The sequence below is a fragment of the Massilia atriviolacea genome, from assembly GCF_003953935.1.
Taxonomy (GTDB): domain Bacteria; phylum Pseudomonadota; class Gammaproteobacteria; order Burkholderiales; family Burkholderiaceae_D; genus Telluria_A; species Telluria_A atriviolacea.
In genome coordinates this window covers 318324-331749 of record NZ_RXLQ01000001.1, presented here as the reverse complement: position 1 = coordinate 331749, position 13426 = coordinate 318324, and the positions used below count along the sequence as shown (strand labels likewise).

General features: G+C 68.5%; 8 protein-coding genes. 3 read left to right on the top strand and 5 right to left on the bottom strand.

Going from position 1 to position 13426, the window contains the following annotated elements; genetic code table 11:
- The first annotated feature begins 7 nt into the window (after positions 1 to 7).
- Together EJB06_RS01405 and EJB06_RS01400 are read left to right on the top strand one after the other, a co-directional pair.
- Positions 8 to 3235 carry a DUF2339 domain-containing protein gene (locus tag EJB06_RS01405; protein ID WP_126072208.1) on the top strand — a complete coding sequence of 1076 codons (3228 nt, stop codon included), beginning with the start codon at positions 8 to 10 and terminating at the stop codon, positions 3233 to 3235.
- Between the two features lie 17 nt (positions 3236 to 3252).
- Positions 3253 to 4677, top strand: a complete 1425-nt coding sequence (locus tag EJB06_RS01400) for a DUF3999 family protein (protein ID WP_164557766.1) — start codon at positions 3253 to 3255, stop codon at positions 4675 to 4677.
- A 21-nt stretch (positions 4678 to 4698) separates the two neighbouring features.
- Here EJB06_RS01400 and EJB06_RS01395 read toward each other — a convergent pair whose 3' ends face one another.
- The 3 genes from EJB06_RS01395 to EJB06_RS01385 all read right to left on the bottom strand — a co-directional run bounded on the left by EJB06_RS01395 (position 4699) and on the right by EJB06_RS01385 (position 7614).
- Positions 4699 to 5898 carry a DUF445 domain-containing protein gene (locus EJB06_RS01395; RefSeq protein WP_126072532.1) on the bottom strand — a complete coding sequence of 400 codons (1200 nt, stop codon included), beginning with the start codon at positions 5896 to 5898 and terminating at the stop codon, positions 4699 to 4701.
- 50 nt (positions 5899 to 5948) lie between these two features.
- Positions 5949 to 6452: a pyridoxamine 5'-phosphate oxidase family protein gene (locus tag EJB06_RS01390; RefSeq protein WP_126072206.1), complete on the bottom strand. Its 504-nt coding sequence runs from the start codon at positions 6450 to 6452 to the stop codon at positions 5949 to 5951.
- Positions 6453 to 6552: 100 nt separating this feature from the next.
- Complete coding sequence (locus EJB06_RS01385) at positions 6553 to 7614, bottom strand: SDR family oxidoreductase (RefSeq protein ID WP_126072205.1); 1062 nt, start codon at positions 7612 to 7614, stop codon at positions 6553 to 6555.
- A gap of 257 nt (positions 7615 to 7871) precedes the next feature.
- Between EJB06_RS01385 and prsT the strand changes: the two genes are divergently transcribed.
- The gene (prsT, locus tag EJB06_RS01380; RefSeq protein WP_164557765.1) at positions 7872 to 10655 is read left to right on the top strand and encodes an XrtA/PEP-CTERM system TPR-repeat protein PrsT; all 2784 of its coding nucleotides are present in this window, start codon (positions 7872 to 7874) and stop codon (positions 10653 to 10655) included.
- Positions 10656 to 10900: 245 nt separating this feature from the next.
- Here prsT and EJB06_RS01375 read toward each other — a convergent pair whose 3' ends face one another.
- Positions 10901 to 12571, bottom strand: a complete 1671-nt coding sequence (locus EJB06_RS01375; protein WP_126072203.1) for an FAD-binding oxidoreductase — start codon at positions 12569 to 12571, stop codon at positions 10901 to 10903.
- A 12-nt stretch (positions 12572 to 12583) separates the two neighbouring features.
- The gene (locus tag EJB06_RS01370; RefSeq protein WP_126072202.1) at positions 12584 to 13324 is read right to left on the bottom strand and encodes an N-acyl amino acid synthase FeeM domain-containing protein; all 741 of its coding nucleotides are present in this window, start codon (positions 13322 to 13324) and stop codon (positions 12584 to 12586) included.
- Positions 13325 to 13426 lie beyond the last annotated feature (102 nt).

The following is a 13426-nucleotide window of genomic DNA, read 5'->3' as shown; positions in this document are numbered from 1 at the left end:
AAATTGGATGGACGTCTTTTTGTTATTGCTATCGGTCGCCTTCTACGCGCACTTCCTCAGTGCGCGCAAGGCATTTCGACGGCGCGCCGATGCGCTGGAAAGCCAGCTCGCCGACCTGCGCTCGCAAGTCGCGCAGCTCAGGGACGACGCGGGCCGGCGCCCGCCGGGCGCGCAAGCGACGCCAGCGCCCGTACAGCCTAGCCTGGCGCGCAATGCGGCGCATGCCGCTTCCGCCCCCATCGCGCCGCCGACACCGCCTGTCCCGCCCGCCGCCCCAGTTGCCCCCGCCGCCCCAGCTGCCCCAGCTGCGGCACCGGCTCGCGCGGCGCCGGCCGTCGCGCCCCTGCCGCCCCAGCCTGCCGAGGCAGCGCCTGCCCCATCGCGCCCTGCTCCGCGCCCTACTCCGCGCCCGCAGCGCGACAGCGCCGCCCGCACGTGGTTCATGGCGGCCAAGACATGGCTGTTCACCGGCAACCTGGTCGCCAAGCTCGGCTTGCTGATCCTGTTTATCGGCGTTAGTTTCCTGCTCAAATACGCGGCCGAACGCACCGTCGTGCCGATCGAACTGCGCCTGGCCGGCATCGTCATTGCCGACATCGCCTTGCTGGTGTGGGGCTGGCGTATCCGCGACAGCCGGCGCGGCATCGGCCTGCCGGTCCAGGGCGCGGCCCTGGGCATCCTGATGCTGGTCACCTTCGGCGCGTTCCGGATCTACGGACTGATTCCAAGCGGCATGGCGTTCGGCCTGCTGTTCGCCCTGACCTTGTTCACCTGCCTGCTGGCAGTGCTGCAAAATGCCTTCTGGCTGGCCGTGTTCGGCATTTCCGGCGGCTTCCTGGCGCCGGTCATGACCTCCACCGGCCAGGGCAGCCATATCGCGCTGTTCTCCTACTACAGCTTGCTAAACGCCGGCATCCTCGGCATTGCCTTCAAGCGCGCCTGGCGCACGCTCAACCTGATCGGCTTCGCCTTCACCTTCGTCATCGGCAGCGCCTGGGGCGTGTTGCGTTACGCGCCAGAACACTATCTGTCGACGCAGCTGTTCCTGATCCTGTTCGTGCTCTTCTACGTCGCCATCGCGATTGCCTACGCCACGCGCCAGGCGCCGGCGCTGAAAAACTACGTCGACGCCACCCTGGTGTTCGGCGTGCCGCTGGTCGCCTTCGGCCTGCAGTACGGCATGGTCAAGGACAGCCGATTCGGGGTGGCATTCTCGGCGCTCGGCCTGGGCCTGTTCTATACCACCGTCGCCCTGCTCATGTGGCGGCGCGGCAAACAGAACTTCAGGCTGCTGGTCGAATCCTTCCTGGCCATGGGCCTGGTCTTCGGCACGCTGGCCCTGCCTTTCGCCCTGGACGGACGCTGGACCTCGGCCGCCTGGGCGCTGGAAGGCGCCGGCGTGGTCTGGGTCGGCCTGCGCCAGCGCCAGGCCCTCACTTGCGCCTTCGGGCTGCTGGTGCAGGCCGGCGCCTGGATCGCCTTCCTTGCGGCCACGACCGGCATGAGCGACGCGGCCGATGCCAATCTGTGGCTCGGCTTCCTGCTGCTGACCGGAACCGCTTTCCTGATGGCCACCAATTTCCGCGCCCGCGCCGCCGACCTGCCGTCGCCGCTGCCGGCCTGGCTGGCCGGCGCCTTCCTGACGGTGGCGGCGATCTGGCTGGTCGCCGGCGCCTGGACCGAAGCGATTCTGCGTACCGACGGCGGCGTCCTGACCAGCCTGCTGGCCGCCAGCGCGCTGGCGGCATCGGCGCTTCTCGCGCTCGTCGCCAGGCGCATGCAGTGGCCGCTGGCGCGCACCCTGGCGCTGATCGTGCAGGCGGTGACGGGCGCCCTGCTTGCGCTGCTGATCTGCGTCATGCTGCTGCTCGCATGGACCCAGGACAAGAACCTGTTCGACACGCCCTTCCTGGCCGCGCTGCTGATCTTTGCCGGCGCCATCTTCAGCAGCTGGGCCATGCAGCGCGGGCCGCAGCCGCAGCAGCCGGCACTGTCGCAAGCCATGCTGCTGTGGTCGGCCGCGTGGTGGTACGGGCCGGTACTGATGGTGTTGTGCGCATGGCTGAACCGCCGCTACCAGCTGATCGGCGGCGGCGGCACGCCCGACGGCGCCGCCGTGTCGGCCTACGGCGTGGCACTGGCCTTGTCGGCGCTGGCCTTCGCGGCGGCCGCACAGCGCCTGGCCTGGCCGGCGTTGCGCTGGCTGAGCGCCGTCGCCTGGGCCGGCCTGCTGGCGGCCAGCGTCTGGATCCTGGCGCTCCTGTACGGCGGCGACACGGTGTCGCTCGAAGCCGGCCTGGCGCTGGCCTGTCTATGGCTGAGCTCGGAATACATGCTCAGGCGCTGGCCGGCCAATGGCTGGGCCGTGGTCGAGCCCTGGCTGCAAGCCCTGCACACGGTGCGCACCGCCGGCCCGTGGCTGATGATCTGGCCGGCCGTCTCGATCGCCGTATCGCGCTGGCTGTATGGCGTCGACGACGCCGACGCCCTGCTGCTCGGCATGGCCGGCTGGCAGACCAGCGGCAGCTGGGCGCGCTTCATCCCGGCCTGGCTGATGATGCTCGCCATCATGTGGATGATCGGCCGCGCGCGCGCCGCCAAATGGCCTGCGGCGCCGGTCGCCGCCTGGCACCGCGGCGTGCTGATTCCGCTGGCGACCGGCTGGTCGCTGTTGCTGGCTGCCGTGTGGAACCTGAGCCAGGATGGCGCCATGACGCCGCTGCCCTATCTGCCCGTGCTCAATCCGCTCGACCTGACCAGCGGCTTCGCCATGGTGCTGGCGGTGGCCTGCTACCGCATGTGCCTGGCTGATGCGCGCAGCGGGGCGGACCGCCTGCCGCTGGCGCGCGTACCCACGGCGCTGGCCTGGGCCGGCTACGCCTGGTTCAACCTGATGCTGCTGCGCACGGCGGCGCATTATCTGGGCATCCCGTATGACTTTGAACAGCTGTTCGGCTCGCAGTTCATCCAGGCCATGCTGTCGCTGGTGTGGAGCGTGTCGGCGCTGCTGCTGATGTGGCGCGCGGCACAACAGGCGTCGCGCAAGCAATGGGTGGTCGGCGCGGTGCTGCTCGGGCTGGTGGTCGGCAAGCTGTTCCTGGTCGACCTGTCGGCTGTCGGCGGGGTGGCGCGCATCGTCAGCTTTGTCGGGGTCGGCTTGCTGATGGTCGTGATCGGCTATATTGCACCGTTCCCAACGCAACAAGAAACAGCGCCGCCAGTGGCGGCGCAATGAACCAAGGATCCATGCCGATGTCGAACCTATCCCTGGCTGCGCTGTGCCTGGCGGCGCTGGCTGCCACAGCTTCTCCCCTGGCGGCGGCCAAGGCCCCGGCCAGCGACGTGCCGGCAGACTACCGTTACGCCTTGCCCCTCACCGTCGGCGGCAGGGAGTCGGTGGTCCAGTTGCGCCTTCCCAAGGACGTGTACCTGCACGCCCGCACGGCGGACTTGCGCGATGTGCGCCTGTTCGATGCGCTAGGCAACAAGTTGCCGTTCAGCTTGCAGGAACCGATGCCACGGCCCGAGCGGTCGCGGCGCGACCTGCCGGTGCGCCTGTTCGGGGTGCGGGCGGCGCGCCCGGCCGGGCCCGTGGGCGAGATGGACATCGACGTGCGGCGCTCCGGCGATGGCACGGTGCTGTCGGTCAGCACAAGCACGCGGCCGGCCGCGCCGGAGGCGGCCGATGGCATCGACACGCTGGTGCTCGACCTCGGCGCGGCCGCCACCACCGCCGCCATCGATGCGCTGCGCTTCAGCTTGCCTGCCGGCGTGAGCGGCTACAGTGCGCGCGTGGCGCTGGAAGTGAGCGACGATCTCACGCGCTGGGACGCGGTCGGCGAGAGCGAGCTGTCCTGGCTGGTCAACGAGCGCAAGGAAACCCTGGCCAGCGCCCGCATGGAATTCGACGCGCGCGCCTTTCGCTATGCGCGCCTGAGCTGGCGCCAGGGCAGGCCGCTGCGCTTCGCGTCGATCACCGCCGAGTCGCCCCTCGATACCTGGGTCGCGCCGCAGCTGGAACGCCTGGTGATCGAGCCCGGACCGGGGCGCTTCCCAGGAGACCATGTGTATCCGGCCTCGCTGGCGATTCCCGTGCAGCGCATCGGCCTCGACCTGGGCGAGCAGAACGCGGTGGTGCCGGCCCAGCTCGGCCATTACGTGGAATTGCCCGACCGCCAGGCAGGCAAGGCCAGCACCTGGCACTTTGCACCGCTGGCGGCCGCGACGTTCTATCAGTTGACCCAGGGCAGCAAGCGCCGCGCCTCGGGCGAGATCAGCATTCCACCGGCGCACCGGGCCGAGTGGGTGCTGCGGACGCAAGCGGCCGGCGTGGCTGCGCCGCGCCTGCGCCTGGCCTGGACGCCGTCCACGCTGGTCTTCCTGGCCAACGGCAAGCCGCCCTACCGGCTGGCCTTCGGACGGGCCGACGCCAGGCCGGCCGCCGTGGACCTGACGCAGGTCGCGCCCGGGTTCAGCGCGGCGGAAATTGCAAGCCTCGGCAACGCGGTGGCCGGGCCGCTGGAAACGCGCACGGCCGCTGTGTCGGACGGGCCTGGGGCGGCGGAACAAGCCGCCGCCGCCGCGCGCATGCGCCTGTTCGCCCTGTGGGGCGCCCTGCTGGCCGGCGTCGGCGTGCTCGGTTTCATGGCGTGGCGCCTGATCAGGCAGATGAGATAGAACGGCCGCTTGCGGCAGCGCTCAGGTGAACAACAGCGAAACGCAATGCAGCGTCAGCCCGACCAGTCCGCCGACGATGGTGCCGTTGATGCGGATATATTGCAGGTCGCGCCCCACATGCAGCTCGAACTTGCGCGAAATGGTTTCCGCATCCCAGCTGCGGATCACGCGCCGCACCAGGGCGATGATCAGCTCGCGCTTGGCGACGATGGTCTCGGCCGCGAAGGTGCGCAGCCAGTCGTTGATGCGCGTCTGGATCGCCGGATTGCGCTCCAGTGCGCGGCTGAAGGCCTGCAAGGCCGTTTGCAGATGGGCCGACAGCTGCGAATCGTCCGACTCGGCATCGGCCAGCAAGCGGTCGCGCACATCTTCCCACACCTGGCCCACATAGGTGCGGAACAGCGGATGATTCAGGCTGCTTTCGAGCAGGGCACGCAGTTTTTCCTCGTATTCCGGCGAATGCGCGAGATTGTCGATCAGCTCTTCGGTGGCGGCCTGGAAACGGACGCGCCATTCGCTGTCTTCGCCGCGGATCTCTTCCAGCGTATTGTGCACCCCTTCCATCAGGCGCTCGTAGAATTTTTCGTCTATGGCGCGCGGCAACCAGCGCGGGCTATGATCGTGCACCTTCTGGCGGATGTACGGACGGTGCGCCTCCAGCGCGCCGGACACCAGTTCCAGCAAGCGCTCCAGCAGCACATGATGCTGGCGTCCCGCCACCAGCACCGAGAGCACCTGTGACAGGATCGGCGCCAGCTTGACGTCCTGCAAGGCCCCCGACAGCGCTTCGCGCAGGAAACCGGCGGCATCCTTGTCGTCGATCATGCGCAGCAGCACCGGTACCGCGCTGACAGCCTGGTCGGCCACGGCGCGGCTGTTGTCCGGCTGAGCCAGCCAGTGCGCGGCCGAGCCGGCGAAGTCGATGCGCACCAGTTCGGCATGCACCACCTCGTAGCTCATGAAATTCGTTTCGAGAAAATTGCCCAGGTTCTCGCCGATCTTTTCCTTATTCGTCGGAATGATGGCGGTATGCGGGATGGGCAAGCCCAGCGGGTGGCGGAACAGGGCGGTCACGGCGAACCAGTCGGCAATCGCGCCGACCATGGCCGCTTCCGCGAACGCGGCCACGAAAGCGAAGGCCGCGTGGCGCGGCTCGAGCAGGCGCGCGGCAACGAACACCAGCGCCATCGCCACCAGCAGGCCGGTGGCGATCAGGCGCATGCGCGTCAACCCTGCCTGCTGTTCGCTTTCACGCACGGAGCGGGGCGGGATCAGAGCTTGATCGTGCCGTGTTCGCCCGGTTCCACCTCGGGCGTGGAGCCGGTGAGGACGGCCTTGGCCATCTCGAACAGGCTGACCACCTTGCCGGCGTTCGAATCCCAGTATTCGGCGCTGGAAGACACCACGCGCACCAGCACGACATGCGGATCATCCGGGCCGTGCGGATACCAGGCCTGGACCGCCGGGTTCCACATGGCCTTGATCCTGGCGCGGTCGACGATGCGCTCGGCGCGGCCGCTGACCGACACGTAGGTGTGGTCGTCCGGTTCGGCGAAGCTGACATTGACTTCCGGACGGGAAACGATGTCTTCCCACAGTTCGGTATCGGTCGAGGTGTAGAACCAGAGGTTGCCGTCGGCATCGGTTTCCTGGTTGGTCATCGGACGGCTGACCAGGCGGTTCTGCTCGTTAACGGTGGTGAACATGGCGAAGCGAATCGACTTGATCTTGGACTTCAACTCAGCCACTTGATCGGAATGGTTATATGCTGACATGGGCTTTTCCTTCACGCAGTTCTAGGTTATTAAGAAACTGTATCGTAATCGTAATACCCATGTGCTTCTGTGCGCAAGCGAACGTATGGCACAGCATGGCTCAGCGGGATCGTGAGGTCCCCAGATGCGCCACATACCAGTCCAGCGCTTCCTTCAAGCCGTCTTCCAGGCGGTGCGTCGGCTGGTAGCCGAGCAGGCGTGCCGCTTTCGAAATATCGGCTTGCGAATGGCGCACGTCGCCGGCCCGGAATGCGCCGTATTCCGGCCGGTAACCGTCCAGATGGGCAAAGCGGCCGGCCAGCAGCCCATGCATCATCGCGAACAGCTCGTTCAGGGTGGTGCGCGCGTTCACCGCCACGTTATAGACCTGGTTGACCGCCGCGCGGTCGTCGACCAGGCTGGCCAGCAGATTGGCCTGCACCACGTTGTCGATGAAGCAGAAATCGCGGCTGCTGTCGCCATCGCCGTTGATGCGCAGCGGGCGGTTGTGGATCATGGCGTCAAACCACTGCGGAATCACGGCCGCGTAGTCGCCGCGCGGGTCCTGGCGCGGGCCGAACACATTAAAGTAGCGCAAGCCGATGGCATCGGTCGCGTAACAGCGGGCGAACATGTCGGCATACACTTCATTGACGTGTTTGGTCAGCGCATACGGCGAGAGCGGCCGGCCGATGTGCTCTTCCACCTTGGGCAGGTCGGGATGGTCGCCGTAGGCGGCGCTCGACGCCGCGTAGACGAGGCGCCGCACGCGGGCGTCGCGCGCGGCCACCAGCACGTTCAGGAAGCCGATCAGGTTGACGTCGCTGGTAAGGATCGGATCGGCGATCGAGCGCCCGACCGATCCGAGCGCAGCCTGGTGCAGCACGATATCGACGCCCTGGCAGGCGCGCCGGCAACTGTCGAGGCAGCGGATATCGCCCTCGATGAAGTCGAATCGCGCCCAGGCCGAGGCCGGCACCACGGCGCGCACCTGCGCCAGGTTGGCGCGGTACCCGGTCATCAGATTATCCAGGCCGGTCACGCGCTGGCCCAGGCCGAGCAGGGTTTCCAGCAGATTCGAGCCGACAAAACCGGCCACGCCCGTGATCAGCCAGTGGTGTCGCGTCTCGCGCAGGCCGGACAAGGCCAGCTGGTAAGCGCTGTTTTCGGGGGGGCTTTGCATCGACATCTCCAGGCAGTGCAGACAGCACCAGGGCGCATCGGCCAGGGTGCAACGATCGGCCAGCCGGCGTCAGGCACGCCGGCATCTCAGGAAATTCTACGGAGCATGGCCAGGAAAATTTTTGATTCTGAGCAACATCATGCCGATCGGCGCGCCATTTCCACAGATGAAGAATATTGACGCGACACAATGACCTGCTGCGCCGACTCCCTACCCTAGGCAAGATGCCAGTGCGCTGGCGCATCAGGAGAAACGCCATGTCCCGTACGATTTCCCGCTTGCCGCGTCCCTTGGCTGCGGCCGCCATCGCCCTTGCCCTGCTCTTTGCCGCCGTGCTCGGCGCATGCAAGTCGGGCGACCCCGCCGCCCTGGTGGCCGAGGCCCGCCGGCACAGGGCCAACGGGGATTTGCGGGCGGCGGTGATCGTGCTCAAGAATGCGATCCAGCTGGATGGCGCCCACCGCGACGCCCGCCTTCTGCTGGGCGAGGTCTATCTGGCGCAAGGCGACGCGCCCTCGGCCGACAAGGAATTGCGGCGCGCGCGCCAACTCGGCGCGGCCGCGCCGGGACTGCAACTGCTGCTGGGCAGGGCCATGCTGATGCAGGGCCAGCACGAGCGCGTGCTGGCCGAAATCGGCCCGGCGGCCCCGGCAGCCGAGCTTCCCGCCATCCTGGCCCTGCGCGCCAACGCCCATCTCGGCAGCGGCGACAAGGCGCGGGCCGACGCGCTGTTCGCGCAGGCGCTCGGCCTGCAAGCGAACCTGCCGGAGGCCCTGCTCGGCCTGGCCCGCATCGCGCTGGACGGTAACCGGGACGCCGAGGCCGCCGCCCTGGTCGCGCGGGCATTGGCCGCCCATCCCGACGACGTCGAGTGCCTGCGTTTCCATGCCGACTTGCGGCGGGCCGCCGGCCGGCCGGCAGAGGCACTGGCCGCGCACGAGCGCATCCTGGCCTTGCAACCTTACAATGTGCAAGCCCGGCTCGACGTGGCCACGCTGCACATCGATGGCGCGCGTTTCAGCGACGCGCGCCAGGCGATCGCCGCCGCCCGCAAGCTGGGCGGCGCCTCGCTCGCGGTGCTGTACGCCGACGCCATGGTCGACTTCCGCGAGCACAAGCTGAAATCCGCCCTGGCATCGCTGCAGCAGGTGCTGCGCGTGGCGCCGGACTACTACCCCGCCATCCTGCTCGCCGGCGCGGTGCAGTCGGGGCTGGGCGCGACGGGACAGGCGGAACAGCACTTGCAGAAGTTTCTTGCAGCCTATCCCGGCGACCTGTATGCCACCAAGCTGATGAGCGCCCTGCACGTGCGCGCCGACGCTCCCCAGTCCGCGCTCGCGCTGCTCACCCCCTTGCTGGCCCGGTATCCCGCCGATGTCGAACTCCTGACGCTGGCCGGTGAAGCGAACTTGCGCGCGCGCCGCTTTGACGCGGCCAGCGTGCTCTTCGAACAAGCGCTGGCGCTCGCTCCGGACGGCGCCGCCCTGCACACCTCGCTGGCATTGAGCCGCCTGGGCAGCGGCGACACGGGACGCGCGCTGGCGGAACTGGAACGTGCCTCGGCGCTCGACGCCGGCGGGCCGCGCACCGGTTTGCTGCTGGTCATGGCGCATCTGCGCGCCAACAAGCCCGACAAGGCGCTCGCCGCTGTGCAGGACATGGAACGGCGCGGCGACAATCCGCTGGTCCAGAACCTGAAAGGCGGCATCCACCTGGCGCGGCGCGATGCCCGTCTGGCCCGGGCCAGTTTCGACAAGGCCTTGCTGCTGGAACCGCTCTACCTGCCCGCGCTCGCCAATCTCGCCCAACTCGACCTGGTCGAACGCAAGCCGGCCGCTGCCCGCCAGCGCTACGAAGCGGCGCTGCGGAAGGCGCCGCGCAACACCGCGCTGCTCGACGCGCTGGCCGGCCTGGCGCAACGCGAAGGCAGGGCCGCCGACGCCGTCGCCTTGCTCGAGCGCGCCCGCCAGATCGAGCCAGACTCCCTGCCGCTCGGTTTACGGCTTGCCGACCTGTATGCCCGCGCGGGCAGCAAGGACAAAGCCCTGCGGCTGGCGCGCACGCTGCAGACGGCCAATCCGTCGAATCCGCAAGCGGCGGCGATGCTCGCCCAGGCCCACGTGCTCAAGCAGGACCTGGACGCCGCCATCGAGGCCTACGGCCGCCTTGCGGCCCTGCTCCCGGCCTCGCCCGCGCCGCTGCTGCGGATGGCCAGCCTGCATAGCGAAAAGCAGGATGATGGCGCCGCGCTGGCCCTGCTGCGCCAGGCGCTCACCATCGAGCCCGCCTCGTTCGAAGCCCAGATGACCATGATCAACATCCTGCTGCGGCAAAAGAACTACGCCGAAGCGCGTAGCGTCGCCCTGGACGCCCAGCAGCGCGCACCGGCGTCGGCGAGCGGCTACAAGCTCGAAGGCGACGTCCACGCCGCCCAGGGCCAGCACGCTGCGGCGCTCGGCGCATGGGAACGCGCCTTTTCCCGCAAGCCCGACGGCGCCTTGCTGATCCAGATCAACGGCGCCCTCAGGGCGCTCGGCCGCAGCGCCGAGGCGGATGCGCGCATGGCCGCCTGGTTCAGGGAGCATCCAGCCGACGTGCCCGCACGCCTTTACTACGCCAGCAGCAAGCTGGTCGCGAACGACCACAAGGGCGCCATCGCCCATCTGGAAGCGGTGCTCAACGCCGATCCCGACAACGTTATTGCGCTCAACGACCTTGCCTGGGCTTGCCAGCAGGCGGGCGATGCGCGCGCCCTGGCGTACGCCGAGCGTGCGCACGCGCTCGCGCCAGGCAACCCGGCCGTGCTCGACACGCTCGGCTGGATCGATGTCGAGCGCGGCAACCTGGCGCGCGCCCTGCCCTTGCTGCGCAAAGCCAATTCCCTGGCGCCGGCCGCGGGCAACATCCACTTCCACCTGGGCACGGCGCTTGCGCGCTCGGGCGACAAACGGGCGGCGCGGCGCGAACTCGAACGCTTGCTGGCGCAACCGCAGCGTTCGGCCCATCATGAACAGGCCGCCGCGCTGCTGCGCACCTTGTAGAGCGGCGGCCAGCGCGATCCCGCCGCTGGGCGCTTCGCATGGGCGCCTTGGGCAGCTGGGCGCTTCGCATGGACGCCCTGGCTGGCGTTTCCGCCTGGCGGCCGGAGCGCCTGTTGTTCCGGCCGGCGTGAGGTCTCCGCGCCATGCTTGCTCCTGGCGTGCCGGCCGCTACAGCTGGCGTGCCCGTGCTCGCGCCGCATCCGCGCCGCGCCGCCTGCGGTCGATGGCGCGTGGCGCAAGCGCGCTTACGCCCGCCCCGGCTCGTAACGTCCCGGCGCAATGATGCCGGCGGGATCGAGCGCAGCCTTGATCCGCGCCACCGTTTTCCAGTACACATCGCCGTGCGGGTCGAGCTGCCCCATCGACTGGTTGCCGACCCGATAGGGAATATAGCCGGCGCCCATCACGCTGTCGAATACCGCCTGGTAGCACGCCATGGCGCTCCCCGCTTCATCCGCATCCTCCTTGTCGTAGGCAATCGTCAACACCGCACCGAGCGCGCGCTCGTTGATCATGCTGAACGTGACAAACAGATCGAAACCATGCACGGCGAACAGCGGTTCGACCAGCGCATGCAACGCCATCACGTCGGCCCCGCGCATGGGCAGCACCGGCGAGATCCACAACATGCCGCAATTGTCCTGCGCCGGGTCGGCCCGGTGCGGAAATCCGGCCGGCAGCGCCGCGCGCCGCCGCCAGTAGGCGCCCGCGAGAAAGCGCCCGTTCGGTTTGCCCCGATTCATCGCGAGCAGCGCTTCGCCGAGCGCGACCTGCGCGCGCAGGCGCTGTCCGGCGCGCGACGTACCGAGCAGGCGTGCCAGCATCCCACCCCAGCGCAGCTTGCGTTCGCTCAAGAACGCCGTGCGCGCCCGCGTCGCGCGCAGGGCGTTCTTGAGCGCCGCACGCGCCGCCGCCACCTGCGCGGCGCTGCCATGCAGCGCGCCCGACACGGTCCACGCGCCGACCGCCGCCGCCGCGCGCAGGGTGCCACGCACGTCCGGCGGCAGGCAGGACCGGTCCGGCGCCAAGGAACGCGGAAACACGCGTCCGCCCGAAATCACGCGCAGATCGTTACCGATATGAACAATGCTGCGCAAGGTGCCATTCATGCGCAGCGGACGCAACGCGTCGACCACCGCAGCGATCTCCTCATGTTCAGACACCGTGCACAGAAAATGGTTCACGCAATCGGCGGCCGGCATCAGCCAGATGCCGATGCGCGTCACGATGCCGAAGTTCGATTGGGTGAACATGCCATCGATGAACGGCCCCACGCCGTAAGGAAACAGGTGCGTCGCGCGGGCGCCCGGATAGTGCCCGAAGCCGGTTTCGAGCACCTCGCCGCTGGCCAGCACGACCCGCATGCCGGCAACGTGCTGCAGGCGGTTGCCATACGGCGAGTGGCCGAAGCCCCGTTCCAGGATATTGCCCATGAAGCTGGTGTCGGGACCGGCGCCGGTGCAGTCGATCCACCAGTCGAGTTTCTCGGCCTGTAAATAGTCCGACAACTGCTGCTGGGTCACGCCGGGCTCGATCACCGCATAGCCGAGCTCGGCATCGACGGCGACGATCCGGTTCATCCGTCCCAGGTCGACGATCAGCTGGGCCTCGCCCACCGCGCAGGCGTCGCCGTATCCCCAGTTGCGGCCGGTGCTGAGCGGATACAGGGGCAAGCCCAGCTCCGCGCCCAGCCGCACCACGCCCACCACCTCGGCCTCGGTGGCCGGCGCCACCACCGCCAGCGGCGTGGTGGCGCGCGCGGCGGTGCTGCAGCGGTAGCGCCGCAGCGCGTCGAGCTCCGCGCTGGCATGCGCATGGCCGACGATGGCGCGCAAGGCGGCCAGCACCCGGTCTTGCCCGAGCGCGGCGCCGTCCGGCCCGCCGTGTCGGCATATCTGCTCATCGAGAATCCGCATCGCCCCCCCGTGTCAGTCATGTCCGCCGCGCAGGCGCGCGCTGATGCCCGGCTCGTCCCACAGCGGAAAAAAATAGGGATAGAAGGAGCGCTCGTCGCCATGCTGCTCCATCAGGCCGCCCCATTTGCGGATCTGCACGCCCATCTGGTCGAGCGGCAGGCGCAGCAGCACCGCCGGCGCCCCGACCCGGCTGCACGGACGCTCGCCGCCGAAATCGCTGAAACCGAGCATGCGCTTGTAGAACATCACATGGCGCGGATTGACTTCGATCACGTAATCGCTGAACCCGTGCAGCTTGTGCGAATACAGGTAAGAAATATGAATCAGTGCGGCGAACACGCGCTTGCTCACGCCCTTGTCGATCGCCAGGCGCGACGGCTCGCACAGGCGCCGGCCCTGGCTGCGCAGCGCATCGAGCCTGTCGCGAAAATTGTCATCGGCCGGCAGGCCGAATTCGCTGTCCAGGCACAAGCTCATGGTACCGACCAGTTCGCCGCCGGTCTCGGCATACAGGGTCACCTTGTTCGGATCGTGTTGCAGACTGGGCTCGAAGGCGTAACCGCGCCAGCCATACATCTTGCGGATCAGCAGGCTGGCAGCCTCGCGCCGCCCGGCCGAATTGGCCAGGCGGATATGGAAAACCTGCATCTCCCGCCCGGGCTCGGGCAACGCCGGCGGCGTCGCGCACGGTTGCGGCGCGCGCAGGCAGGCCGGCATTTCGAACGTTGCAATCGGTAGCTCGTCTTGAAACATGGTTGTCATCCTTCCACGTGATCGCGCAGTCCGCCTGTCGGTCCGCACGCAAAGTTGTGTAGGTCAGACAGGGCCATCGGGACGGAAGTTCGCACAGTCGGA

Bases quoted from the DNA above. Each gene is read 5' to 3' on its own strand.
- prsT (WP_164557765.1), top strand. From the start codon at position 7,872: ATGTCCCGTACGATTTCCCGCTTGCCGCGTCCCTTGGCTGCGGCCGCC.
- EJB06_RS01395 (WP_126072532.1), bottom strand. From the start codon at position 5,898: ATGCGCCTGATCGCCACCGGCCTGCTGGTGGCGATGGCGCTGGTGTTC.
- EJB06_RS01405 (WP_126072208.1), top strand. From the start codon at position 8: ATGGACGTCTTTTTGTTATTGCTATCGGTCGCCTTCTACGCGCACTTC.
- EJB06_RS01385 (WP_126072205.1), bottom strand. From the start codon at position 7,614: ATGCAAAGCCCCCCCGAAAACAGCGCTTACCAGCTGGCCTTGTCCGGC.
- EJB06_RS01375 (WP_126072203.1), bottom strand. From the start codon at position 12,571: ATGCGGATTCTCGATGAGCAGATATGCCGACACGGCGGGCCGGACGGC.
- EJB06_RS01400 (WP_164557766.1), top strand. From the start codon at position 3,253: ATGTCGAACCTATCCCTGGCTGCGCTGTGCCTGGCGGCGCTGGCTGCC.
- EJB06_RS01390 (WP_126072206.1), bottom strand. From the start codon at position 6,452: ATGTCAGCATATAACCATTCCGATCAAGTGGCTGAGTTGAAGTCCAAG.
- EJB06_RS01370 (WP_126072202.1), bottom strand. From the start codon at position 13,324: ATGTTTCAAGACGAGCTACCGATTGCAACGTTCGAAATGCCGGCCTGC.